This window comes from Flavisolibacter ginsengiterrae DSM 18136 (assembly GCF_059568575.1).
The window spans coordinates 383,191-405,190 of record NZ_JCANTR010000001.1; the positions used below are offsets into that span (position 1 = coordinate 383,191).

A 22,000-nucleotide genomic window follows, 5' to 3' on the forward strand; every position below is an offset into this window, starting at 1 on the left:
AGAAAGGATATGAGTTGTTTCTGAAATCAATTGTTAAATTCTTACAGGAATGTTTTGTTCCCTTAAATATCCTTTCAGCTCTGGTATCTCTATTTCCTTGAAATGAAAAACACTGGCTGCAAGAGCGGCATCTGCTTTGGCTTTAATAAATACATCCGCAAAATGTTCCATACTACCCCCACCACCAGACGCGATGACCGGCACAGGTAAGCTTTCCGAAAGTCTTTTAGTAATATCCAGGGCAAATCCCTGCTTGGTCCCATCATGATTCATGGATGTGAGCAGGATCTCGCCCGCACCAAGGTCCACCGCTTTACGCGCCCAGTCATAACAATGCATATCGGTTTTGGTTCTGCCCCCATCCAGGTACACGTACCACTCGCCATCCTCCTCCTGCCTGGTATCAATGGCCAGCACCACACATTGGCTTCCCGCCATATTTGCAATACCTGAAATAATACCGGGGTTATGAAAAGCTGCCGTATTGATAGATATTTTATCAGCGCCCGATTGCAGCAGCACCTTCACATCTTCCACCGTTTTGATGCCACCGCCTACCGTGAATGGGATATTGATGGTATGCGCAATGCGTTTTACCAGTTCTGCAAGGGTCTTTCTTTTTTCAACAGTTGCTGTAATATCCAGGAATACCAGTTCATCTGCACCCTGGAGCGCATAATTAGCCGCCAGTTCAACCGGGTCACCGGCATCTCTCAGATTTATAAAGTTGGTACCCTTAACTGTTCTGCCATCTTTAATATCGAGGCAGGGTATGATCCTCCTGGTTAGCATATTTATTGTTTCAATTTCACAAGATCCTTTAATAATATTTTCCCTTCATAGATTGCCTTGCCTATAATAACGCCACTGCATCCGGCTTCTTCCAAAGCATACACATCATCCATATTACTGACACCTCCACTGGCTATAAAATGGAGTGTAGGGAATTTCTCCACAATGTTTTTATATAAAACCAGTGAAGGACCTTCCATTGCGCCGTCTTTGGAAACATCGGTACAAAATACTTGTGTAATGCCTTTGGCCTGGTAGTTTTCAATAAAATCATAGATCCAAATATCTGTTTGCTCCAGCCACCCGCCTACCGTGATCTTTTCATCCTTTACATCTGCACCCAGCAGAAACTTTTCAGCACCTATGGCACTTAACCAGGAAGAAAACAATGGTTCATCTTTTACCGCTATACTGCCCACTGTAACAAAAACAGCACCTGAATCAAGCACTATCCGAACATCTTTCTCTGTTTTTACACCCCCACCAAAATCAATTACCAGCGAAGTTTTGCCAGCAATGGATTCAAGTACTTTCCAGTTCTTTACCACTCCTGCTTTGGCACCATCCAGGTCAACAAGATGCAGCCGCCGGATTCCGGCATCTTCAAATTCTTTTGCCACTTTCAGCGGGTTCTCATTATAGACCTTTTTCTGGTTGAAATCTCCATGCGTCAGCCTTACACATTTGCCATCTATTATATCTATTGCCGGTATGATCTCCATTATAAATTCAAAAAGTTTTGTATGATCTTATCGCCTGTCCGGGCGCTTTTCTCGGTATGAAACTGTACCCCGTAAAAGTTATCTTTCTGTACGGCGGCGGCATAAGTTATTCCATAATCGCAGCTGGCAATAGTCCAGGCACTATCCTCAGCATAATAACTGTGTACGTTATAAATAAAACTATTGTTCTCTACATCTTTAAACAATGCAGACTTAAGATTATAAATGTTGTTCCACCCTACCTGCGGCACCTTCAAACCTTCCTGCGACTGGAATTTTCTGACCTTTACCGGAACTATCCCCAGGCAGTCTATATCATTTTCTTCGGAATGCTGACAAAGCAATTGCATGCCCACACAAATGCCCAAAACAGGTTGTTTTAATTCTTTGATGATGGAATCCAGGCCATTGTCCTGCAAACTTTTCATGGCACTGCTGGCCTCCCCCACACCAGGAAATATGATTTTGTCTGCACCCAGTATTTTATCTCTTTCATCAGTAACAATCGCATTGTAACCCAAACGCTCCAACGCATTCAGTACTGATTGAATATTTCCTGCATTGTATTTTATAATTGCGAGATTCATTGTAACTTTCTTGCGTTATCAAAGCGGAAGTAGCTCACCTGGTAGAGCGACAGCTTCCCAAGCTGTAGGTAGCGGGTTCGAGTCCCGTCTTCCGCTCAATTCAATATTCCTTTTAAAAAATTCTCAGTCGCCACTTCAACATTTTCATTTGATTCCAGAGCTTTTATATAAGCACTGCCAATAATAGCACCGTTGGCATATTTGCAAGCCGTTTCAAATGTTGCCTTATCCTTTATTCCAAATCCCACCAGCACTGGATTTTTCAGCTTCAATGTCTGTAGCTTGTGCAGGTAAGTTTCTACAGGAGAAAAGTCTTTATCAGATCCTGTAATAGAAGAAGAAGATACAGCATATAAAAAACCACTGCTTAACTGGTCCAGATTCTTGATCCTTTCATCTGATGTTTCAGGAGTGACCAAAAAAATGAAATCCAGTCCATACTTTTCAATAATAGCCCTATACTCTTGTTCAAATTCATACATGGGAATATCAGGAATGATGATCCCGTCTATTCCTACTTCGGCTGCTTTGGCACAGAACTTTTCAAAACCATATTGCAACAAAGGATTTAAATATCCCATTAAAATCACCGGGACAGTAATATCCTTCCTGAAGTCTTTCAATTGCCCGAAAAGGGTTGAGATCGTCATGCCGTTTTGCAAGGCCTTTGAACTGCTGGCCTGTATCACAGGCCCGTCGGCTAAAGGATCACTATAAGGCATTCCTAATTCTATCAGGTCTGCACCATTTTCCTGCAATGATCTCATAATGTGTATGGTGCTTTGCAAGGTTGGAAACCCCGCAGTGCAATACACATTTAAGATCCTTTTGTTCTTTTGTTGAAATAAATTATGTAATCTGCTCATAGTAATTCGTAAAAAGCTGAAACATTTTCCCAGCTGCTGTCTTCTTCAATATCAAAGCTACTTTCCCTCTCGATTGTCTCCAGGAAGCTTTCCAAAAAATTAGATACCGCTTCCCTGTCCTTAGTATAAAATATAATTTCCCTGGTGCGGTAAAGCGTGGTATGACCCACATGAACCGTCTGGGTCTGACCTTCCAGGTATTCAATGATCTTTTTCTCCACATCATTTAAATAATCATACTCTTCGTCTTCCGGGTGTCCATTCTCATTAAAGCTGTCCGGTACCAACTCGATAAATACAGAATAAGGGTATTGCGATTTATTTTCCAGGTTTTTCAGATCACTGTTAATGATGGCAAGCGCAGGATATCCATCTACCTCAAACTCAAAACCACTATATGTTGCATTATTACTTTTCATTTTCAAATCTATTTTTTGATAACTGTTATTTCTACTGATTTAACCCTTTTGCTCTTCCATCACCTTCATATATGTTGCCAGGTCTTTATCGCCCCTCCCGCTCAGGCAAAGCACCACCCTGTCTTCCATTGTCAATGACAATTGATCTAGAGCTGCAAAAGCATGACCCGTTTCCAGGGCGGGAATAATACCTTCCAGTTTAGCTACTTCAAAAGAAGCCTTTAATGCTTCTTCATCTGTTGCTGAAAGGAACTGTCCGCGGCCGCTTTCAAACAGGTGGGCGTGCATGGGGCCTATACCAGGATAGTCCAGGCCGGCAGAGATGCTATGTGGTTCTGTTACCTGACCATCTTCAGTTTGCATGACCAGGCTACGGCTACCATGCAATACACCTTCTCTTCCCAGGCGGGTAGTGGCTGCACTCATTCCCGAATCAATACCATATCCTGCAGCTTCAACTGCAACGATCTTTACAGAAGGTTCATCAAGGAAATGATAGAAAGCTCCTGCTGCATTAGATCCTCCACCTACACAGGCTACTACATGCGTTGGTAATTCAGTACCTGTTTTTTCCTTCAACTGCCAGCGTGTTTCTTTTGAAATGATACTTTGAAAGCGTGCTACCATGTCGGGATAAGGATGAGGACCTACCACACTGCCAATAATATAATGCGTGTCTGATGGGTTATTGATCCAGTCCCTGATGGCTTCGTTGGTAGCATCTTTGAGGGTTTTGCTGCCACTGACTGCAGGTATCACTTTGGCTCCCAGCATTTTCATTCGGGCAACGTTGGGGGCCTGCCTTTCAATGTCCTTTTCCCCCATATAAACAATGCACTCCACTCCTTTCAAAGCGCATACAGTTGCTGTGGCCACGCCATGCTGCCCTGCTCCTGTTTCAGCAATGATACGTTTCTTGCCAAGGCGCAACGCCAGCAATATCTGTCCTACAGTGTTATTGATCTTATGCGCTCCGGTATGGCAAAGATCTTCCCTTTTCAAAAACAGGTTTGTATTGTACTTACGACTTAATCGGCCTGCAAAGTATAAGGGTGTCGGCCTGCCCACATAATCCTGCAGTAATTGCTGGTATTCCCGTTGAAACGCTGCTTCATGCATGATCTCCAGGTAGCGCGTTTTTAATTCTTCCACATTCCTGTGCAACATTTCAGGAATGTAAGCACCGCCAAAACGACCATAGTATCCCTGCGGAGACGGTGTTATATAAGTTTGAGTTTCGTTCATCATTAAAGTATTTCTAGACTTGTAGTATAAAAGATTAAATCCTGTCCAATTGATGTTTTGTTTTTTCATCAACAACATTACCTGTATTCAGGGTAGCTACCGGTTCAAATAATAATATCCATACTTCCTCATTCGCTACAGGTCTGTGCTCCACTCCCCTGGGAACAATTAAGAATTCCCCTGGCTCCAATACGATAGTTTTATCCCTGAACTCCATATTTAATGTTCCTTTCACTATTAAAAACAATTCATCTTCGTTTTCATGCTTGTGCCAAACGAAAGCTCCTGCGGATTTTACAAGCTTAATATGCTGGCCATTTAATTCTCCAACGATCTTTGGGTCCCATTGATCCTTAAACAAGGAAAACTTCTCCAACAGGTTTACTTTTTCCATATTCAGGAATTGAGTTCGTTTTTAAATTGCTTTACTTTTTCCATGTCCTTTATGCCAGGCGCCAGTTCAAAACGGCTATTAATATCCACTACAAAAAGATCCTTCGCTACCGGCTCCTGCATAAAATCCTTAACCAATTGCGCATCACCTGGTTCAATTCCGCCACTCAGGAAAAACGGTTTTCGTATGGAAAGACCTTTTAACCGGTTCCAGTTAAATTTTCTGCCAGTGCCACCATATAGCATTACGTTTCCGCTCTCCTCTCTGGATACTGGAACACCGGTATCAAACAGGAACATATCAGCATCACTATAGTAATCCTTTATCATCCATTCCACATGATCATTTTCCATAAACCGGAAAGCCTTTATAACATGAATGTAGTCAGCGATCTTTGAACATTCGAAAGGTGTTTCCCTTCCATGAAGTTGAACCATATCAAGCCCAAACTCATCCACTTGCCGCATGACCTCCCCGTACGAAGCATCTACAAAAACACCCACCTTGTACAATTTAAGTTTTGCTTTTTTCACCTCGGATCCGGTTAATCCCTGTTTGCCTACGAACCTGGGACTTTTAGGATAAAAAATAAATCCTGCGAAATCAATCCCGATATCCTCCAACTGGTGTAACTGGTCCATGGTGGTCATCCCACATACTTTAACTTTCATGTGCTGCTTTTAACCGGTTTAAAATATCAGCTAAAGCAATCGTTACGATGCACCCTGAGAACTTTTTACTATCGTTGAAACAGGTATACATGAATTTATAAACTGTAACTAAAATTCTTGAATGCTTCCATCGGGCTTTTCTGCTTCATGAAATACTCCCCGATCAAAAATCCCCGGAAGCCATGGGCTTTCAAATACTTTATATTATTCACATCATTGATACCGCTTTCAGCCACCTTCACAAATTCATTCCCAATTTTTTCAGCCAACCTGGTGGAATGTTCCAGGTTCACTTCAAATGTTTTAAGGTTCCGATTATTTACACCTACAAGATCAACAAGTTCACAAACATGATCCAATTCGCTTTCACCATGCAGCTCCAATAATACCTCCAGTCCAAGGTCTTTTGCTTTTTGGGCTAATTGTTTAACACGCAAGGGTGATAAACAAGCCGCGATCAAAAGAATGACGTCTGCCCCATACGCTTTGGCTTCTGTAATTTGATATTCATCTATCATAAAATCCTTACGCAAAAGCGGAATGCCATTATCCCTTGCGCTGATGAGATCATCCAAAGATCCTCCAAAGAATTCATGGTCCGTTAATATTGAAATGCCAGAAGCGCCATAAGCCGTATAGGCCATTGTCACTGCTTCTACACTATCCCTGTCGTTGATAATGCCTTTAGAAGGAGATCTTCTTTTATATTCCGCAATAATGCCAGTTTTATTCTCATCAAGCAGGCTCTTCCGAAGTGATAAAGTGTGCCTGGAAAAATAGCGTCCTTTCTCCAACTCCTGTTCAGGCACATCATTTTTCCTTGCTGCTATTTCAATTGCTTTCTGAGCAATGATCTTTTCCAGGATATTCATTACTGCAATGAAATTAAAGTTTGAAATGACTGGTAGGCCTTGCCACTTTCCAGGCTATCTACAGCTGTATCATAGGCTTCATTATAATTTTTAAATTCACCTGTACAGTCAAGAGCCATGGCGGCATTGGCCAAAACCACAGCGTTTTGAGCCCAGCTTCCTTCTCCTTTCAATACACGGGAAAATATTTTCGCCGCTTCATCAACGGTAGATCCCCCATAAATATCAAGCGGAGATACTGTACGCTTTCCTAATTCTTCTGCTGAAAATACCTTTTCTCCTTTGTTGGTGATCACCTTTGTGTCATTGGTCAGGGAGATCTCATCGTATCCATCCAGGCTATGAATGATGGTAAAGGGGTTGCCAGTTTCCTGCAACAGGTAGTTGTATATCCTTGCCATTTCACGGTTATATACGCCCACCAACTGGAAGGCAGGATTTGCTGGATTCACCATTGGACCAAGCATATTAAAAAAAGTGCGAAAACCTATATTCTTACGTATGGCAGCTACTGCCTTTAATGCAGGGTGAAACAGGGGAGCGTGAAGAAATGTAAAATTAGCAGCATCCATTTCCTTCTTTAACTGGTCACTATTGTTTTTGAATTTATAGCCCAGCGTTTCCATAACATTCGATGCTCCACTGACAGAAGTAGCCCCATAGTTACCATGCTTGGCCACTTTTTGACCGGTACCTGCCACCACAAAACAGGCCAGGGTGGATATATTAAAGGTATTCTTTCCATCTCCGCCTGTACCAACAATATCCATCACTTTCTGTCCATCCAGGTTTACAGGTACTGCCAGTTCCAGCAGCCCATCCCTGAATCCCTGCAGTTCGGCAATGGTAATGCTGCGCATGAGGTAAACAGTTATAAACGCAGTTAGTTCCGTGTCATTATAGCTGCCTTTTGCTATCTGCAGCATCACTTCTTTTGCCTCATCCCTGGAAAGGGTTTTATGTTCAAATAATCGTTGTAAGATTTTTTTCATTGAATTCGCTTTATCTGTAATAACACTCCATCCGAAAACTATTTAGCAACAACATTTAGCCAGTTTCTCATGATCGTTTCCCCTTCAGGTGTAAGTACGCTTTCCGGATGAAACTGCACACCCTGAACATCATAGGTCTTGTGCTGTAAACCCATTATATACCCATTCTCATCAATTGCCGTCACCTCCAGTTCTTCCGGAAAAGATATATCACTTACTATCCAGCTATGGTACCTGCCTACTTTAATATTTTGAGGCAAACCATTTAATACCTGCGAATGATTATTCGTGATCCGGATAGGGGTAGCCACGCCGTGAAATACTGTTGATAAATTAACAAGCGTTCCTCCAAAAGCTTCTGCAATGGCCTGGTGACCCAGGCAGACGCCGAGTATGGATTTGGTTTTTGCATATTGCTTTATCAACGGCAGTAACAGGCCGGCTTCCGAAGGTATGCCCGGGCCCGGAGACAATATGATCTTATCATACTCCTGCACTTTCTCCAATGCGATTTCATCATTGCGAAATACGTCTACCCTATCGGTAACTATTTTCTTTACCAAATGAACCAGGTTGTAGGTAAACGAATCGTAATTATCAAAGACCAGGATCTTCATATGCTTTAATTAATAGTATTGGCCATGGTAATAGCCTTTTTTAATGCACCTAATTTATTATTGACCTCCTGTAATTCACTTTCTGGATCACTCGCAGCAACAATGCCTGCACCTGCCTGGTATATCAATGTGTTTTCTTTACTGAGCATGGTCCTTATCATAATGGCATGATTGCAGGTTCCATCAAAACCTACATAGCCAATGGCACCACCATAAAAGCTCCTGGGGGTGGTTTCATATTCATTGATCAATTGCATTGCTCTATACTTGGGTGCACCACTTAAAGTACCTGCAGGGAAGGTTTTGAACAACACCTCAAAAGGATTGGTACCCTGTGAAACAGAACCAGTAACCTCGCTTACCAGGTGTATGACATGAGAATAATATTGCACTTCCCTGAAATGTTCTACCCTTACATTAGTGCAAACGGTACTGAGATCATTTCTTGCCAGGTCAACCAACATCACATGCTCGGCATTTTCCTTGGCATCGGCCAACAGTTCATCTGCCCGTTGCTGATCCACTATATCATCTCCAGACCTGCGAAAGGTTCCAGCTATAGGATGCACTACTGCCTTCCCGTTTTTGATGACCAACTGCGATTCAGGCGAGGAACCCAATAATTTGTAATCACCATAATCAAAAAAGAACAGGTATGGAGAAGGATTGATATGCCGTAAAGCCCTGTACACATTGAATTCATCACCCTTAAAGGATTGCTGGAAACGGCGGCTTAAAACGATCTGGAAAACATCACCCCTAAGGCAGCTTTTGATTCCTTTGGAAACCATCTGGCGGTATGTCTCATCATCTATATTGGAAGTTTCAGCCTCAACAGATGAAAAAGGATAGGTAGGCACATCTTTACTATTAATCAGTGATTGCACCACATCAGCCTCACTTTCCAGTCCATCCACTTTATTTTCCAGCAACATCAGTTCATCCTTGAAATGATTGATGGCAATGACATACTGGTACAATCTATACCGTGCCAGGGGGATCTTATTCACCGGTTCTCCCTGTTTGAAATCTATATGTTCGAAAAAGCCTGCAGCTTCGAAATTAAAATAACCAAATACCCCTTGTGCCAACTGGGCTGTTTTGGGATCATCGCTTTCTGTTTCAAAACGGTTCATGAACTCCCAGAGGATCTCTTTCAGATCATCTGTTTTTTTAAAGCCCTGCTTTTCAGGATTATGTCCCGGGAATTTAAAAGCCACATTATCCTTATCCCTGATCTCTATACCTGCAATTGCATTGATGCCTATAAAGGAATAGCTGTTTTCCGCCACATGACTATCTGTACTTTCCAGCAATACCGTATCCCTGAACCTATCCCTGAGACGCAGATATATGCCAACAGGTGTGTATACATCGGCCAGTTTCCTGCTGATAGTAGTTGTGATCTTTATTTTCTTACCCCTGATCCTGGATTCATTTACTGTTGTAGCCTCTGTTTGCATACTTATTTCTTCTTTATACTACTTATTGAAAAGTACAGGCAATAAAAAAGCCCCTTATAGGGGCTCTGAATATGATGAATAAACTATGGCAATAGCTTACAGAACCCCAATTGAGTTTGTATGCCACCACCACTGTTTGTTAATTAACTGTACCATTTCTATGCAAATATGCAAAGGGCACGGCATTTGGACAAAAATATTTTAAGCTTTAACAGATAACTATGGTGGTACAACATAAACAAAACGGGTCAGGAGGTAAATTTTTTATACAGGATGGCCATGAAGATACTTTGGCAGCATTGATCTATGACCAAACATCCCCCGGAACCATGGTTATTGAACATACGGAAGTTGACAAGACTTTAAGAGGGAGGGATATAGGTGATCAGTTGATCTCTAAGGCTGTTGAATTTGCCCGTTCCCAAAACCTGAAAATACTCCCGGTTTGCTCTTTTGCCAGGGCGGTATTTGAAATGAAAAAAGAATACAGGGATGTATATGCAGAGGTTGAGAATTAGTATTTTATATATTGTATATGCATCCTTTCCATTAATTTTTGCATCCTTTTTCTTTTCCCTGTTAAAACTAAGCAGTAAGTTTAAACTGGAACAATCTTAGACATAAAGGTGATGAGCCTTTCTATTTGCGAACTCATCAAAATATAACTTATGAAGGCACTGTTATTTTTACTTCCCTTATTAGGTCTGCATTCTTTTACAACAAAAGATAATGCGGATGCTATTGTAGGAGTATGGAAGAATGGTACAGGAAAAGGCCATATACAGATATACAAACAGAACAGCCGTTTTTATGGTAAGATCATATGGTTAAAAGACGCGCTGGATGCTACCGGAAAACCCAAAGTAGACCGTAAAAATGCAGACCCTGATAAACGCAGTCATCCTCTTATCGGGCTTGTCATGTTGAAAGACTTTATTTATGATGATGGCGAATGGACTGATGGTCGTATTTATAATCCTTCCGATGGCAAGGAATATAGCGCCTATATGCGACTGAAAGATCATAAGACCCTTAGTGTCCGTGGATATATTGGATTTTCCCTGTTGGGAAAGACTGACACATGGACCAGGGTAAAATAATCAGCTGCCTTTCTTTCACAACTCTTTATCCTTCATGTAAGCATTAAAAACGTGTTTATAGTATGCTTATCTTTCGATGATGAAAATGGCATTACTTCTTTCTTTTCTTTTAAGCTTTTCTAATTCTTTTGCACAAACCGACAGCTTTTACCTGCTAAAACCAGATCGTGTTTTTGACGGGGAGCAAATGCATACTGACTGGATCGTTTTGGTTAAAGGCAATACAATAGAAGCATGTGGCCCCATGACCTTTAAACTACCTGCCAACACAAGGATAATCAATTTGGCAGGCACCACGCTTCTCCCGGGATTGATTGAGGGGCATTCTCATCTTTTCCTGCATCCCTATAATGAAGTAAGCTGGAATGACCAGGTATTAAAAGAAAGCAGGGCAGAACGTACTGCCAGGGCAGTAGAACATGCCAGGGCCACTTTACTGGCAGGCTTTACCACTGTACGTGACCTAGGAACAGAAGGAGCTGCCTATGATGATGCAGGTTTAAAAAAAGCGATTGAAAAAAACATAGTTCCCGGTCCGCATATGATCATAGCCACCAAGGCCATTGTAGCCAGGGGGGCCTATGGTCCCAATTATGCTAACTCAGACCTGGAACTTCCGCAAGGTGCAGCGGAAGTAGGCAATAAGGAAGAAATGAGTAATGAAGCCAGGAACCAGATATCAAAAGGGGCTGACCTCATAAAGGTCTATGCCGATTACCGCTGGGGTCGTGATGGACTGGCTGCACCAACATTCAGTGTGGAAGAAATCACTGCAGCCACAGCGATTGCCAATAGCAGTGGAAGACAAACCGTTGCACATGCATCCACCAAGGAAGGCATGCGCAGGGCCATCCTGGGCGGCGTCAGTACTATTGAACACGGTGATGATGGTGATGAGGAGATATTTCGTTTAATGAAAGAAAAGCATGTGGCACTCTGCCCAACATTGGCAGCGGGGGAAGCCATATTGCAATATAATGGCTGGAAGAAAAATATTGATCCTGAGCCAGCACGGATCACGGCGAAAAAGAAAAGCTTTCAGTCAGCCCTTAAAAATGGGGTTACCATTTGCATGGGTGGAGATGTGGGGGTTTTCACACATGGTGATAATGCCAGGGAAATGGAATTAATGGTGGAATATGGCATGAAGCCGTTAGACGTATTACGCTCTTCCACTTCTGTCAATGCAGATGTATTTGGATACGGAGAAAAAACAGGCCGTATAAAGAAAGGATTGCTTGCCGATATTATTGCCGTAAAAGGTGATCCTTCGAAAACCATATCGGATGTTCGTAACTTGATTTTAGTAATGAAGGAAGGAAAGATCTATGTCAATCCTTAGGGCTGAACAAACATTTCTTCTATCTTTTCTTTTTTCAGGTAAAAGCTACCCGTTAATTTATCACTTGCTTCCCAGGTACCATCCACATAATTTCTTTTCTTATTAACGGTACCGTGCATACTAAAATGTTTTCCATCCGGGGTCTGGTAGGAAAATTTCAAAAGGGTATCGCCTACCAGTTCGTAGGTCCCGGTGAATTTATTGCTATCCTCCACCTCACCATTGTACAACTCTACACTATTTTGATCATCAAATCGAACCAGCACACGTTCTCTTACATTATCCGCACGGTAAACACCTGTCCAGATGCCATCAAGAACATCAACTTTTTTTCCTGAAAAACTGGTAAGAAGTACAAATCCCAGAACACTTAGAATCGCTTTCATAACACACAATTTTTATTCCCCATTTAAAAAGAAATAACAATTGTGCCAAATAAAAACAGGTATAAACAACAGGTTTCTATTTAATATTGAACGCAACGGTAATCAATGTCTTATAACACACCCTTGGTTGAAGGCAGGTAGTGTTTGAGTGGATCTCTTTTCACAGCCATTTTGATTGCTTTGGCAAAAGCCTTGAATATCGCCTCAATTTTATGATGCTCATTTTCCCCTTTACATTCAATATTCAAATTGCACCGTGCTGCATCGGAAAAGGATTTGAAGAAATGAAAGAACATTTCAGTAGGTACATCCCCTACTTTTTCCCTGCTGAAATCTGTATTCCAGACGATCCAGTTACGCCCACCAAAATCAAGTAATACTTTGGCTTCTACCTCATCCATTGGTAAAGCAAACCCATATCTTTCAATGCCTCTTTTATCCCCAAGCGCTTTGATAAAAGCTTCACCAAGAGCTATGCCTGTATCTTCCATTGTGTGGTGTTCATCTATCTCCAGATCACCCTTCACCTGTATGTCAAGGTCAAGCATGCCATGACGGGCGATCTGGTCAAGCATATGATCAAAAAAACCTAATCCGGTATGGATATTTGACCTGCCAGATCCATCAAGATTCAGCTCAATCTCAACGGATGTTTCAGCAGTTTTGCGGTGATGATGGAATACCCTTCTGCCCAGCTTTAAAAATTCATAGATATCCTTCCAGTCTTTCGTAGACAAAGCCACCACTTTCTCTAATTCATCCATGCTATCTTTTACTTCAGCACCACCCAGGTCGGGATTATTTCTTATCCAGATGGCTTTGCATTGAAGATTCTTGGCCAGCTGTACATCGGTGATGCGGTCACCAATAACAAATGAATGAGCGATATCATATTCAGGATTATCCAGGTATTTGGTAAACATGCCTATACCAGGTTTGCGGGTGGGTAAATTTTCTGCAGGCATGCTGCGGTCAATCAATTCTTCAGAAAAGATGATACCTTCATTGGCCAATGAACTCATGACAAGGTTATGCGGTGGCCAGAATTGTTCCTCGGGGAATTTATCTGTACCCAGTCCGTCCTGGTTAGAAACAAGCACCAGTTCATAATCCAGTTCCTCTGCTATCTTTCCCAGGTATTTAAATACATAGGGATAGAAGGATACTTTATCAAATGAATCTATCTGGTAAAATGGTGGAACTTCCTGGATCATTGTTCCGTCACGGTCAACAAATAATACCCGTTTTCCCCTGCCTGCTGTATGTCCGCTTGCCATCTTAATTAGTTTTATATTCCTTTAATGTTTTCAGTAACTGCTTGTCCTGTTCAGGCGTACCAACTGTGATACGTAAGCAATCTTCACACAGGATCACATTGCTCCTGTTGCGCACAATAATACCTTTCTCTTTTAAATAATCGTATACCTGGGTGGCATGGTCCATTTTTGCCAAAACAAAATTGGCATCAGATGGGTACACTTTCTGTACCATGGGTATCTGCACCAGTTCTTTTACCAGTTCCTCCCTTTCCTTCACAGTTTCCCTGATCATGGCGTTTACATCCTCCAGGTGATCCAGTGCCTTTAAAGCCAGTTCCTGGGTGGCCTGGTTGATGTTGTATGGAGGTTTAATCTTATTTAGGATACTAATGATTTCACCGGATGCGAAATTGATTCCCAAACGAAGGGCTGCCAGTCCCCAAGCCTTTGAAAAAGTTTGCATGACCACAAGATTGGGATATTCATTTAATTCGGCAACAAAGGACCGATGCCTGCTGAAATTGATATAGGCTTCATCAAGTACAACTATTCCTTCAAAATTATTCAGGACTATTTCAATATCCTCCCTTTCCATACTATTGCCGGTAGGGTTATTGGGAGAACATATAAAGATCAACTTAGTGTTTTCATCGATCGCTGCTTCAATGGCCTCCAGGTTTAACTGAAAGCCGGGTAATAACGGCACTTCCCTCACCTCCACATTGTTGATGTTGCCGTAAACTTCGTACATGCCATAGGTAGGTGGACAAATGATGAGGTTATCCTTTTGAGGCTCACAGAATGCACGTATCAACAGGTCAATGCATTCATCACTGCCATTACCCAGGAGCATATTTTCTGCCGGCACATTTTTAATGGCAGCAATTTTCTTTTTCAATTCCCATTGCAATGGATCGGGATAGCGGTTGTACCATTTAGTTAATGGCGAACCATAACTATTCTCATTGGCATCCAGGAACACATTGGCTGTGCCACTATACTCGCTGCGAGCCGATGAATATGGTTTCAGATCCCTGATATTTTGCCTAACCAGTTTATTCAAATCAAAGTTCATTGTCGTTATTGGGCTTTAATATTGGTCATATATTGATTGCTGCAGCTTCTTACCATTTAATTCTGTTGCATTCTTACCCGAACTGCCTGTGCATGCGCTTCCAATCCTTCTGCTTCAGCCATTTGCACCACGGTCTTTGAAATAGTTTCCAGACCTTCCCTGGTTAATTTCTGGAAACTGATCTTTTTCACAAAACTGTCAACACTGACTCCACTATACGCCCTGGCAAAGCCATTGGTAGGCAGGGTATGATTGGTACCGCTGGCATAATCACCCACACTTTCAGGTGAGTAATGACCTATGAACACAGACCCGGCATTAGTGACCTTTTCTGCTACCTGATCAGCGTTATTGCAACTCAGGATTAAATGCTCGGGGGCATAGCTGTTGATCATTTCAATTGCAGTATCAATACTTTCTACTATGACTGCTTTACTGTTTTCCAGTGCTTTTAATGCTGTGTCCTTGCGTGGCAACAACTTCACCTGCCTGTTTACTTCTTCTATTACCTTTTCAACAACAGATGCCTCAGTGCTTACCAGCAGCACCTGGCTATCGGGCCCATGCTCTGCCTGCGATAAAAGGTCAGCTGCAACAAAGGAAGCATTTGCAGTTTCATCCGCCCAAACGCAAACCTCACTGGGACCTGCAGGCATATCAATGGCAATGCCCTGCATTTGTACCAGTTGTTTGGCAGTTGTCACATATTGATTACCCGGGCCGAAAATTTTATACACCGCAGGAATACTCTCCGTTCCATAGGCCATAGCTGCTATTGCCTGTGCGCCCCCAACCTTGAATATCTTTTTTATGCCAACCAGTTTTGCGGTATATAAAATGGCGGGGTGGACTTCTCCCTTCTGATTACCAGGTGTACATAGAATGATCTCTTTACAGCCTGCAATTATGGCTGGTATGGCCAACATCAGAACAGTAGAAAACAAAGGCGCAGTTCCCCCTGGAATATATAACCCAACCTTTTCAATGCCTACCGACTTCCTCCAGCATTCCACCCCGAGCATGGTCTCGATCCTGCCTTCCTCTTTCACCTGCGACTGATGAAACCTGCTAATGTTTTCCCTTGCCTGCTGAATGGCCAATTTTAGTTCAGTAGTGATCATCTTTTCAGCATCTGCCAATTCATCTTCATTCACTGACAGGCTGGAGAGAACAGCACCTTCAAATTTTTCGGCCAGCTCTTTAAGCGTTTTATCTCCACCCTTTTGTACACTATTCAGAATTTCCCGCACAGTATTCAATACGATTGTATTATCAACATAAGGCCGTTCAAGCACCTGTTTCCAATTGCTTTTTAAGGGATTATTGATTACCTGCATAGTTTCTTATTTATACGATCATTTTTTCAATGGGTACAACCAGGATCCCCTGGGCTCCTGCATTTTTCAAAGCTTCTATCTTCTCCCAGAATTCATCTTCATTCAATACACTGTGAACGGAACTCCAGCCACTCTCCGCCAATGGCAGTACAGTTGGACTTTTCATTCCAGGCAGCAATGAAATGATCTTTTCCAGGGAATCATTAGGTGCATTCAGCAAAACATATTTATTGTTCTTGGCTTTCTTTACAGCTCTTATGCGAAACAATAGCTGGTCAAGCAAAGCCTGTTGGCCACTTCCCAGTTCTTTTGACCTTACCAACACTGCCTGGCTTTTCAGTATGGTCTGAACTTCTTTCAATCCATTCATGAATAAAGTAGATCCGCTGCTCACCAGGTCGCAAACTGCATCAGCCAGGCCTATACTTGGGGCCAGTTCAACAGAACCACTGATCTCATGTATCTCCGCCTGTATATTATTGACATTCAGAAACTGCCTTGTCAACTCAGGATAACTGGTGGCAATTTTCTTTCCCTGCAGGTATGAGGCATCGGCATACTGCTCATTTTTTTGAACGGCAATAGATAACCTGCATTTCCCAAATCCAAGTTGCTCTACCACATCTACCGATTTGTTTTTTTCAAAAAGCACATTCTCTCCTACAATTCCAATGTGGGCTACATTATCTTCTACATACTGAGGTATATCATCGTCCCGTAAGAAATAAGCTTCCAGCGGAAAATTATCTGCAACCGTTTTCAACTGGTTGTGACCATTCTTTACGGCTATACCACAATCTTTTAATAACTGGATACTATCGTCGTGTAAACGACCTGATTTTTGAATTGCAATTTTTAAAACCATCTTTCAATTTTTACGGAGAACTGGTAGTACCTTCTTCTCCTAAGCTTTAAAACAAAAAGGCTCACCTCACGGTAAGCCTTAGTTATTTGTAGTACAATACATCAACGGCTCACCCCAGGGCAAGAATATGATGATGGATATGTACAAATATTTTTTTCACTGAGGCGCAAAAATAAGTCGCATTTATTACAGGGCAAAAAAAGATTCGGGGAAACCTTATGTTAAAAATGCTTAAATGACTTGAGAGGGGGCCCAGGAAGGTTATTTCAATATGTCGCCTTAACGAAGTATTAAGACCATATTGACCTTAATTTCTGTTAAGACACCAACCCTTATTGTGATCCTTGCGTCTATTGATGGAACTTTGTTACTTTATCCCTTAAGCATGAGAAGCACATTTTTGATCATATTTTCCCTTACTATCTACGCTACTTCCCATGCCCAAAAAGTAGATAGCATTTATTTTAACCTATATACCGACAGCCTGAAAAAAGGTTTTTATAACTATATCAATATAGACGGAAAAATGTCTGATGGTACCTGGATGCCACTCGATTCGACACAGGTTAGGCTGGAAAGCAATACAGGCTTCTTTAAAGGCAATGACCTGTTTATTGATAGCAGCTATAAGGCAGAAACCGTAACTATAAAAGCTATATTAAGACACGATCCTAAGGTTTGCAGGCAAACAACCATCTATATAAGAAAAAGGGGCTTCAATGAGCCCCTGAAATCAAAAGATGAGATACTTGAAGAAATGCAGCAAAAAAGGAAAGGAAAATAATTCCGTCTCTACTTACATTTTCTTAGCATCTTCTAAAAACTTAGCCAGTCCAATATCGGTCAATGGATGTTTTAACAAGCCCAGGATAGATTCCAGTGGTGATGTAATCACATCTGCACCTAATTCAGCGGCTTTTACAATATGGTTGGAGCTCCTGATAGAAGCAGCGAGAATCTCTGTTTTATATCCCTGGATTGCAAAAATATTAGCGATCTGTTCAATGAGGATCATCCCATCCCAGCCACTGTCATCTATGCGGCCAATGAATGGCGACACGTATGCAGCTCCCGCCTTAGCCGCAAGGATGGCCTGGCCAGCAGAAAATATCAGGGTGCAGTTGGTGCGTATACCATTATCGGAAAACCATTTAATAGCCTTAACACCCTCTTTGATCATAGGCACTTTAACCACGATATTCGGGTGAATAGCTGCCAGTTTCTTGCCTTCTTCCACGATGCCATTAAAATCAGTGGCGATCACTTCTGCACTTATATCACCATCCACCATTTCGCAAATGGTCTTGTAGTGCTGGTTAATAGCTTCCTGGCCCCTGATGCCTTCCTTCGCCATCAGAGAAGGGTTGGTAGTAACCCCATCTAAAATTCCCAATTCGTTTGCTTCCTTTATCTGGTTGAGGTTGGCTGTATCAATGAAAAACTTCATAGCTTATTTAATATTTAAGATGTAATATTTAATATTTGAGAGCTCAGGTATTAGGAGTGCGTTTTTTATTTTCCAGTTTTATACGGGTTGCCGCAAGAATCCTGGTCAATTCATCCGCTTCCTTTACCAGCAAAGCTATTTTTTCTTGCGGTATTAATTGTAAATCATTAATCGCCTCCAGCCAAAACAGCGCTTCATCTATTTCTTCAAAGGCAATACTAAGTTTTGATTTAAAAGCTTTCGCTGACTGCGCCTTGCATGCTGCCCTGTAATTGGCTGCAGCTGAAAAAGCCGATCTTAATAATTGGTCTTCTATTATCCTTGAAACTTTATTATTTGGAAATAGTGCACATAAGGGAACCATCTGATAAGCGAAGGTTTTCAACCGGGTTTGCAGTTCCTGCGAGGTCATATTAATAATTTGAAAGAGATCAAAAATATCAAATATTAGCTCTATTGGAACAATTAATGATAATCAGAAAATGCCAGTGAAGAAAGAAGGGTGATAGAAGAAAAGACTGGCCGAAATATTAAATCTTAAATATTCAATATTAAATAAAAAAATGGCAGGCTACTTACATCGCACCGCTACAACCGCCTACCCTTGCTACCTTCCGGTCCTGGGGGAGTTCAGCAGGAGCTGGCCGTATAAGACCTGCCGCTGCAAATATAAATGATTTAAGATGCCAGCATTATTATTTAATGATTTTTTTAACCGGCTGCCGGATTTTCTCAATCCAAACACCAGCTAAAATCATTACCTGTCTACAGGAGGCATCATAAAAATTAAATATTACATCTTACATATTACATCTCTAAAACCCCTGTCTCTGGAAAGTTGAATTGAGCGTAGTATATCCTATCAGTTCATCGGCCCTGGCACCAAAAGGACGGTAATAGACCAATACGGTATAGGCATTTTCAGTGCCCCAGTAATCGCCCTCTGTCTGGCTGAAATCGGGATAGCCCTGGCCATTAAAAGGTTTGGTCATATAAGCATAATTATAATATCCCTGCTTCAGGAATAATGTCCTTTCATAAGCTCCCTTATCCTTGTTGTAATCCATTTTTGCCGAAGCATCAGCACCATAATTGGTCAATTCACCAAACAGGTACACATCCCTGCCTTCATAGGGCCTGTTGGCCGGAGGGAAATAACTAAAATGAACAAAGGCATAATCTCCCTGCCAGAATGGATTGATGCTTTCCATTGTTTCAATGGTGTAACTGCCATTCAGGTCCCTGTAATATATATAGGGCATTCCTGTGCGGGATGGATCTGGTTTTACATAGATGTGTGAAGAGTCATTGATCACGTCCATGCGCTGCACCCTGTCACTCAACAAGCGAAGGCTCCTGAGATCCAGCCAGCGGAACTCCCTGGATGATGGCATGGCGGTAATACTTTCATCACTGTATTCATAGTAATTGCCCCTGGTAATAGTTGGCCGGTCCATATAGATGGATGTCTTCCAGTTATTATTCTGAAGCACCACCACCTTCAGATCAGAAGGGCTAAATAACTGGATGCGGGGGTCTGTTTTTACTGCTATTGAAAGTTTCTGGAAGCTTTTAAAATATTGCGCATTATAGGGCTGCTGCACCTGGGCGGCCACAGTGGCCTGGTTGTTCACCACCACAAATCTTTTCGTAAAAGCAAGTTTGGAGGTATCACTATCCAGAAACACTTTCAATAAATAATTCCCCGCCTTTGATGGATAACAATTTTTGTCGGGTACCTGTGCCTGGTAGTTAATATACCTTGTCATGGCTATCGAAGAATTGCGGTAAGTGGTGATCCGCACATTCTGGAAACCCTTGATGTATTCAAAAGGGTGTAATATGCTTGGAGACCAGTCAGCATTGCACAATTGAAAAGTGTAGTAATAATTTTTCACCCGGTTGTCCAGGTCATCAAACACCAGTTGCAATGCATCATTGCCATTGATATCGATCACAGGAAAAGATGTCTGGTCGCCAAGGCGGTATAATTTGGCGGATCTTATCGGTGATGCATAATCATTACCTCCCTGCGCCATAGAGCACCGGGCGGAAATGATAAAAACCAGCAATAGCAACAATGATCTTCTTTTCATTAATTTTAAAAATAAGCTTTTTCAAAAACGAGGCTCTATTTTTGGCCCGGAAAAACAGGGTGACGACTATTTATTCAAATAGAAACTGCCAACAGGCATAAAGACGATAAAGCCATCTGAAAGGATGCTTTGTCATTAAAGCTGCCTCAAACTCTTTTCTTTAATAACTTTTCATTGTGAACGTATCTTCCTTTATTGCCCAACGCATAGCCTTTAACCAGCAAAAATCCTTTTCCCGGTTCATTATAAGGCTTTCTGTAGCTGCAACGGTGATAAGTGTGGCGGTAATGATCGTAACCCTCTCTTTTGTTAATGGATTCCAGGATACCGTCAGTCAAAAAGTATTCAGTTTTTGGGGACATGTTCGCATTGGATATCGTCAGCCCATGAAGGCAAGCATAGCAGAAGAAGAACCCATTGAAGCCAATGATAGCCTGCTGCGTATTGTAAAGACCATGCCCCATGTGCAGTCGGTACATCCGTTTGCAACAAAGTATGCTATTTTAAAAACAGATGCAGAAATGGAAGGTGTGCTGCTGAAAGGGCTGGATTCAACGTATAATTTCCAGCACCTGGCATCATTTTTAAAACAGGGCCGCTGGGTACAGTTCAATGACAGCACCTATTCCAGGGAGATCGTCGTTTCAACTTTCACGGCCAGCCAATTGCACCTGAAACTGAATGACCGCATACTCATTTATTTTGTCAGGCCTGATGGAAGTTTGCGCCCTGATAAACTGACCATTGTGGGTATTTATAAAACGAGTATTGAAGAGTATGATAAAACATTTGCTATTGGTGATATAAAACTCATTCGCAGGTTAAATGGATGGACGGACGACCAGATAGGCGGTTATGAGATCTTTTTGAAAGATTACAGGCAGATGGACCAGGTGAGTAATGCCATATATAACAACGATGAGATCCCTCAAACCTGGGAAACAAAAACAGTAAAGGAGATCTATCCTAATATATTCGACTGGCTTCAGGTAATCAATACAAACAGTACGGTTCTCATTTCCATCATGATCGTCATTGCAGTAATCAACCTGATCACCTGCCTGATCATATTGGTGCTGGAGCGGCTGCGTATGATAGGCATATTAAAATCCCTGGGCGCTACCAACTGGATGGTGCAAAAAATATTCCTCCATCATTCAGTGATCATAACCCTTATGGGCATCATTGGAGGCACCTTGCTGGCATTAACCCTGCTTTGGCTACAACAATCTACAGGCTTTGTCCGACTTCCTGAAGACGCCTATTATATGGACCGAGCATCAGTAAAGATCATATGGTGGCAAGTAGTTGCTGTAGGTGCAGGTACTCTTTTTGTCTCCATGATGGTATTGTTCATTCCTTCTTTCATTGTAAGAAGCGTACAACCGATCAAGGCTATAAGGTTTAATTAGAGAACTAAGATTTTAAGGATTTATATGGATTAATGAGGAGG

The 22,000-nt window shown here is 41.9% G+C and carries 25 protein-coding genes, 1 tRNA gene and 1 other RNA gene; 6 read left to right on the forward strand and 21 right to left on the reverse strand.

The features are described from left to right. Positions 1-33 precede the first annotated feature (33 nt). From hisF to hisH, 3 genes are read right to left on the reverse strand one after another with little or no spacing between them, the layout of a single operon-like run. Positions 34-792, reverse strand: coding sequence for an imidazole glycerol phosphate synthase subunit HisF (gene hisF, locus BP74_RS01710; protein ID WP_496370423.1), 759 nt, complete (start codon positions 790-792; stop codon positions 34-36). 2 nt (positions 793-794) lie between these two features. Beyond that, positions 795-1,514, reverse strand: a complete 720-nt coding sequence (gene hisA / locus BP74_RS01715) for a 1-(5-phosphoribosyl)-5-[(5-phosphoribosylamino)methylideneamino]imidazole-4-carboxamide isomerase (protein ID WP_496370425.1) — start codon at positions 1,512-1,514, stop codon at positions 795-797. After that, positions 1,514-2,101, reverse strand: a complete 588-nt coding sequence (gene hisH / locus BP74_RS01720; protein ID WP_496370427.1) for an imidazole glycerol phosphate synthase subunit HisH — start codon at positions 2,099-2,101, stop codon at positions 1,514-1,516. Before hisH ends, hisA begins: the two co-directional genes overlap by 1 nt. A gap of 23 nt (positions 2,102-2,124) precedes the next feature. Here hisH and BP74_RS01725 point away from each other — a divergent pair. Then, positions 2,125-2,197 (forward strand) — tRNA-Gly (locus tag BP74_RS01725). Here the strand turns inward: BP74_RS01725 and trpA are convergent. The 9 genes from trpA to BP74_RS01770 all read right to left on the reverse strand — a co-directional run bounded on the left by trpA (position 2,197) and on the right by BP74_RS01770 (position 9,640). After that, positions 2,197-2,967 (reverse strand): tryptophan synthase subunit alpha, encoded by a 771-nt coding sequence (gene trpA, locus BP74_RS01730; protein WP_496370429.1) that lies wholly within the window; start codon positions 2,965-2,967, stop codon positions 2,197-2,199. The genes BP74_RS01725 and trpA overlap by 1 nt on opposite strands. Further along, the gene (locus BP74_RS01735; RefSeq protein WP_496370431.1) at positions 2,964-3,386 is read right to left on the reverse strand and encodes a DUF695 domain-containing protein; all 423 of its coding nucleotides are present in this window, start codon (positions 3,384-3,386) and stop codon (positions 2,964-2,966) included. The genes trpA and BP74_RS01735 overlap by 4 nt, the downstream gene beginning before the upstream one ends. Positions 3,387-3,425: 39 nt before the next feature. After that, positions 3,426-4,631, reverse strand: a complete 1,206-nt coding sequence (gene trpB / locus BP74_RS01740) for a tryptophan synthase subunit beta (RefSeq protein WP_496370433.1) — start codon at positions 4,629-4,631, stop codon at positions 3,426-3,428. Positions 4,632-4,665: 34 nt separating this feature from the next. Continuing rightward, complete coding sequence (locus tag BP74_RS01745; protein WP_496370435.1) at positions 4,666-5,025, reverse strand: cupin domain-containing protein; 360 nt, start codon at positions 5,023-5,025, stop codon at positions 4,666-4,668. Positions 5,026-5,027: 2 nt separating this feature from the next. Then, positions 5,028-5,696, reverse strand: coding sequence for a phosphoribosylanthranilate isomerase (locus BP74_RS01750; protein WP_496370437.1), 669 nt, complete (start codon positions 5,694-5,696; stop codon positions 5,028-5,030). A gap of 95 nt (positions 5,697-5,791) precedes the next feature. Further along, positions 5,792-6,568 carry an indole-3-glycerol phosphate synthase TrpC gene (trpC, locus tag BP74_RS01755; protein ID WP_496370439.1) on the reverse strand — a complete coding sequence of 259 codons (777 nt, stop codon included), beginning with the start codon at positions 6,566-6,568 and terminating at the stop codon, positions 5,792-5,794. Beyond that, entirely contained in the window at positions 6,568-7,560 is a 993-nt protein-coding gene (gene trpD, locus BP74_RS01760) for an anthranilate phosphoribosyltransferase (RefSeq protein ID WP_496370441.1), read from the reverse strand. The genes trpC and trpD overlap by 1 nt, the downstream gene beginning before the upstream one ends. Positions 7,561-7,598: 38 nt before the next feature. Next, complete coding sequence (locus tag BP74_RS01765; RefSeq protein WP_496370443.1) at positions 7,599-8,177, reverse strand: anthranilate synthase component II; 579 nt, start codon at positions 8,175-8,177, stop codon at positions 7,599-7,601. A 5-nt stretch (positions 8,178-8,182) separates the two neighbouring features. Continuing rightward, a complete protein-coding gene (locus tag BP74_RS01770; RefSeq protein ID WP_496370444.1) occupies positions 8,183-9,640 on the reverse strand; it encodes an anthranilate synthase component I family protein in 1,458 nt (485 codons plus the stop codon). A gap of 221 nt (positions 9,641-9,861) precedes the next feature. Here BP74_RS01770 and BP74_RS01775 point away from each other — a divergent pair, with 221 nt between their 5' ends. The 3 genes from BP74_RS01775 to BP74_RS01785 all read left to right on the forward strand — a co-directional run bounded on the left by BP74_RS01775 (position 9,862) and on the right by BP74_RS01785 (position 12,082). Beyond that, positions 9,862-10,158 (forward strand): GNAT family N-acetyltransferase, encoded by a 297-nt coding sequence (locus tag BP74_RS01775; protein ID WP_496370446.1) that lies wholly within the window; start codon positions 9,862-9,864, stop codon positions 10,156-10,158. 150 nt (positions 10,159-10,308) lie between these two features. After that, complete coding sequence (locus BP74_RS01780; RefSeq protein WP_496370448.1) at positions 10,309-10,740, forward strand: DUF2147 domain-containing protein; 432 nt, start codon at positions 10,309-10,311, stop codon at positions 10,738-10,740. A gap of 85 nt (positions 10,741-10,825) precedes the next feature. Continuing rightward, positions 10,826-12,082: a metal-dependent hydrolase family protein gene (locus BP74_RS01785; RefSeq protein WP_496370450.1), complete on the forward strand. Its 1,257-nt coding sequence runs from the start codon at positions 10,826-10,828 to the stop codon at positions 12,080-12,082. On the opposite strand, the gene BP74_RS01790 is transcribed toward BP74_RS01785, so the two are convergent. The 5 genes from BP74_RS01790 to hisG all read right to left on the reverse strand — a co-directional run bounded on the left by BP74_RS01790 (position 12,079) and on the right by hisG (position 17,004). Continuing rightward, positions 12,079-12,468, reverse strand: a complete 390-nt coding sequence (locus tag BP74_RS01790; protein WP_496370452.1) for a hypothetical protein — start codon at positions 12,466-12,468, stop codon at positions 12,079-12,081. The genes BP74_RS01785 and BP74_RS01790 overlap by 4 nt on opposite strands. A gap of 110 nt (positions 12,469-12,578) precedes the next feature. Then, complete coding sequence (hisB, locus tag BP74_RS01795; protein ID WP_496370454.1) at positions 12,579-13,745, reverse strand: bifunctional histidinol-phosphatase/imidazoleglycerol-phosphate dehydratase HisB; 1,167 nt, start codon at positions 13,743-13,745, stop codon at positions 12,579-12,581. Between the two features lies 1 nt (position 13,746). Further along, a complete protein-coding gene (gene hisC / locus BP74_RS01800; protein WP_496370456.1) occupies positions 13,747-14,802 on the reverse strand; it encodes a histidinol-phosphate transaminase in 1,056 nt (351 codons plus the stop codon). 56 nt (positions 14,803-14,858) lie between these two features. Next, entirely contained in the window at positions 14,859-16,139 is a 1,281-nt protein-coding gene (hisD, locus tag BP74_RS01805; protein ID WP_496370458.1) for a histidinol dehydrogenase, read from the reverse strand. A gap of 10 nt (positions 16,140-16,149) precedes the next feature. Further along, on the reverse strand, positions 16,150-17,004 hold the full coding sequence (hisG, locus tag BP74_RS01810) for an ATP phosphoribosyltransferase (RefSeq protein WP_496370460.1): 855 nt from the start codon (positions 17,002-17,004) through the stop codon (positions 16,150-16,152). Positions 17,005-17,389: 385 nt separating this feature from the next. Between hisG and BP74_RS01815 the strand changes: the two genes are divergently transcribed. Next, complete coding sequence (locus BP74_RS01815) at positions 17,390-17,788, forward strand: hypothetical protein (RefSeq protein ID WP_496370462.1); 399 nt, start codon at positions 17,390-17,392, stop codon at positions 17,786-17,788. A gap of 12 nt (positions 17,789-17,800) precedes the next feature. On the opposite strand, the gene fsa is transcribed toward BP74_RS01815, so the two are convergent. The 4 genes from fsa to BP74_RS01835 form a co-directional block, all read right to left on the reverse strand. Beyond that, complete coding sequence (fsa, locus tag BP74_RS01820; protein ID WP_496370464.1) at positions 17,801-18,451, reverse strand: fructose-6-phosphate aldolase; 651 nt, start codon at positions 18,449-18,451, stop codon at positions 17,801-17,803. A gap of 43 nt (positions 18,452-18,494) precedes the next feature. Then, positions 18,495-18,863 (reverse strand): four helix bundle protein, encoded by a 369-nt coding sequence (locus BP74_RS01825; protein ID WP_496370466.1) that lies wholly within the window; start codon positions 18,861-18,863, stop codon positions 18,495-18,497. A 149-nt stretch (positions 18,864-19,012) separates the two neighbouring features. Further along, positions 19,013-19,112, reverse strand: an RNA gene (ffs, locus tag BP74_RS01830) — signal recognition particle sRNA small type. Between the two features lie 154 nt (positions 19,113-19,266). Further along, the gene (locus BP74_RS01835; RefSeq protein ID WP_496370468.1) at positions 19,267-20,547 is read right to left on the reverse strand and encodes a type IX secretion system plug protein; all 1,281 of its coding nucleotides are present in this window, start codon (positions 20,545-20,547) and stop codon (positions 19,267-19,269) included. Between the two features lie 176 nt (positions 20,548-20,723). On the opposite strand from BP74_RS01835, the gene BP74_RS01840 reads away from it, so the two are divergent. After that, entirely contained in the window at positions 20,724-21,959 is a 1,236-nt protein-coding gene (locus BP74_RS01840; RefSeq protein ID WP_496370470.1) for an ABC transporter permease, read from the forward strand. Positions 21,960-22,000: the final 41 nt, after the last annotated feature.

What these genes read in the sequence shown, in the direction of transcription:
- BP74_RS01825 (WP_496370466.1), bottom strand. Translation starts at nt 18,863, where the DNA reads ATGACCTCGCAGGAACTGCAAACCCGGTTGAAAACCTTCGCTTATCAG.
- hisF (WP_496370423.1), bottom strand. Translation starts at nt 792, where the DNA reads ATGCTAACCAGGAGGATCATACCCTGCCTCGATATTAAAGATGGCAGA.
- trpC (WP_496370439.1), bottom strand. Translation starts at nt 6,568, where the DNA reads ATGAATATCCTGGAAAAGATCATTGCTCAGAAAGCAATTGAAATAGCA.
- BP74_RS01770 (WP_496370444.1), bottom strand. Translation starts at nt 9,640, where the DNA reads ATGCAAACAGAGGCTACAACAGTAAATGAATCCAGGATCAGGGGTAAG.
- trpB (WP_496370433.1), bottom strand. Translation starts at nt 4,631, where the DNA reads ATGAACGAAACTCAAACTTATATAACACCGTCTCCGCAGGGATACTAT.
- BP74_RS01735 (WP_496370431.1), bottom strand. Translation starts at nt 3,386, where the DNA reads ATGAAAAGTAATAATGCAACATATAGTGGTTTTGAGTTTGAGGTAGAT.
- BP74_RS01815 (WP_496370462.1), top strand. Translation starts at nt 17,390, where the DNA reads ATGAGAAGCACATTTTTGATCATATTTTCCCTTACTATCTACGCTACT.
- BP74_RS01750 (WP_496370437.1), bottom strand. Translation starts at nt 5,696, where the DNA reads ATGAAAGTTAAAGTATGTGGGATGACCACCATGGACCAGTTACACCAG.
- fsa (WP_496370464.1), bottom strand. Translation starts at nt 18,451, where the DNA reads ATGAAGTTTTTCATTGATACAGCCAACCTCAACCAGATAAAGGAAGCA.
- hisH (WP_496370427.1), bottom strand. Translation starts at nt 2,101, where the DNA reads ATGAATCTCGCAATTATAAAATACAATGCAGGAAATATTCAATCAGTA.
- BP74_RS01835 (WP_496370468.1), bottom strand. Translation starts at nt 20,547, where the DNA reads ATGAAAAGAAGATCATTGTTGCTATTGCTGGTTTTTATCATTTCCGCC.
- BP74_RS01790 (WP_496370452.1), bottom strand. Translation starts at nt 12,468, where the DNA reads ATGAAAGCGATTCTAAGTGTTCTGGGATTTGTACTTCTTACCAGTTTT.
- hisC (WP_496370456.1), bottom strand. Translation starts at nt 14,802, where the DNA reads ATGAACTTTGATTTGAATAAACTGGTTAGGCAAAATATCAGGGATCTG.
- BP74_RS01765 (WP_496370443.1), bottom strand. Translation starts at nt 8,177, where the DNA reads ATGAAGATCCTGGTCTTTGATAATTACGATTCGTTTACCTACAACCTG.
- hisB (WP_496370454.1), bottom strand. Translation starts at nt 13,745, where the DNA reads ATGGCAAGCGGACATACAGCAGGCAGGGGAAAACGGGTATTATTTGTT.
- trpD (WP_496370441.1), bottom strand. Translation starts at nt 7,560, where the DNA reads ATGAAAAAAATCTTACAACGATTATTTGAACATAAAACCCTTTCCAGG.
- BP74_RS01775 (WP_496370446.1), top strand. Translation starts at nt 9,862, where the DNA reads ATGGTGGTACAACATAAACAAAACGGGTCAGGAGGTAAATTTTTTATA.
- BP74_RS01745 (WP_496370435.1), bottom strand. Translation starts at nt 5,025, where the DNA reads ATGGAAAAAGTAAACCTGTTGGAGAAGTTTTCCTTGTTTAAGGATCAA.
- BP74_RS01785 (WP_496370450.1), top strand. Translation starts at nt 10,826, where the DNA reads ATGGCATTACTTCTTTCTTTTCTTTTAAGCTTTTCTAATTCTTTTGCA.
- trpA (WP_496370429.1), bottom strand. Translation starts at nt 2,967, where the DNA reads ATGAGCAGATTACATAATTTATTTCAACAAAAGAACAAAAGGATCTTA.
- hisG (WP_496370460.1), bottom strand. Translation starts at nt 17,004, where the DNA reads ATGGTTTTAAAAATTGCAATTCAAAAATCAGGTCGTTTACACGACGAT.
- BP74_RS01780 (WP_496370448.1), top strand. Translation starts at nt 10,309, where the DNA reads ATGAAGGCACTGTTATTTTTACTTCCCTTATTAGGTCTGCATTCTTTT.
- hisD (WP_496370458.1), bottom strand. Translation starts at nt 16,139, where the DNA reads ATGCAGGTAATCAATAATCCCTTAAAAAGCAATTGGAAACAGGTGCTT.
- hisA (WP_496370425.1), bottom strand. Translation starts at nt 1,514, where the DNA reads ATGGAGATCATACCGGCAATAGATATAATAGATGGCAAATGTGTAAGG.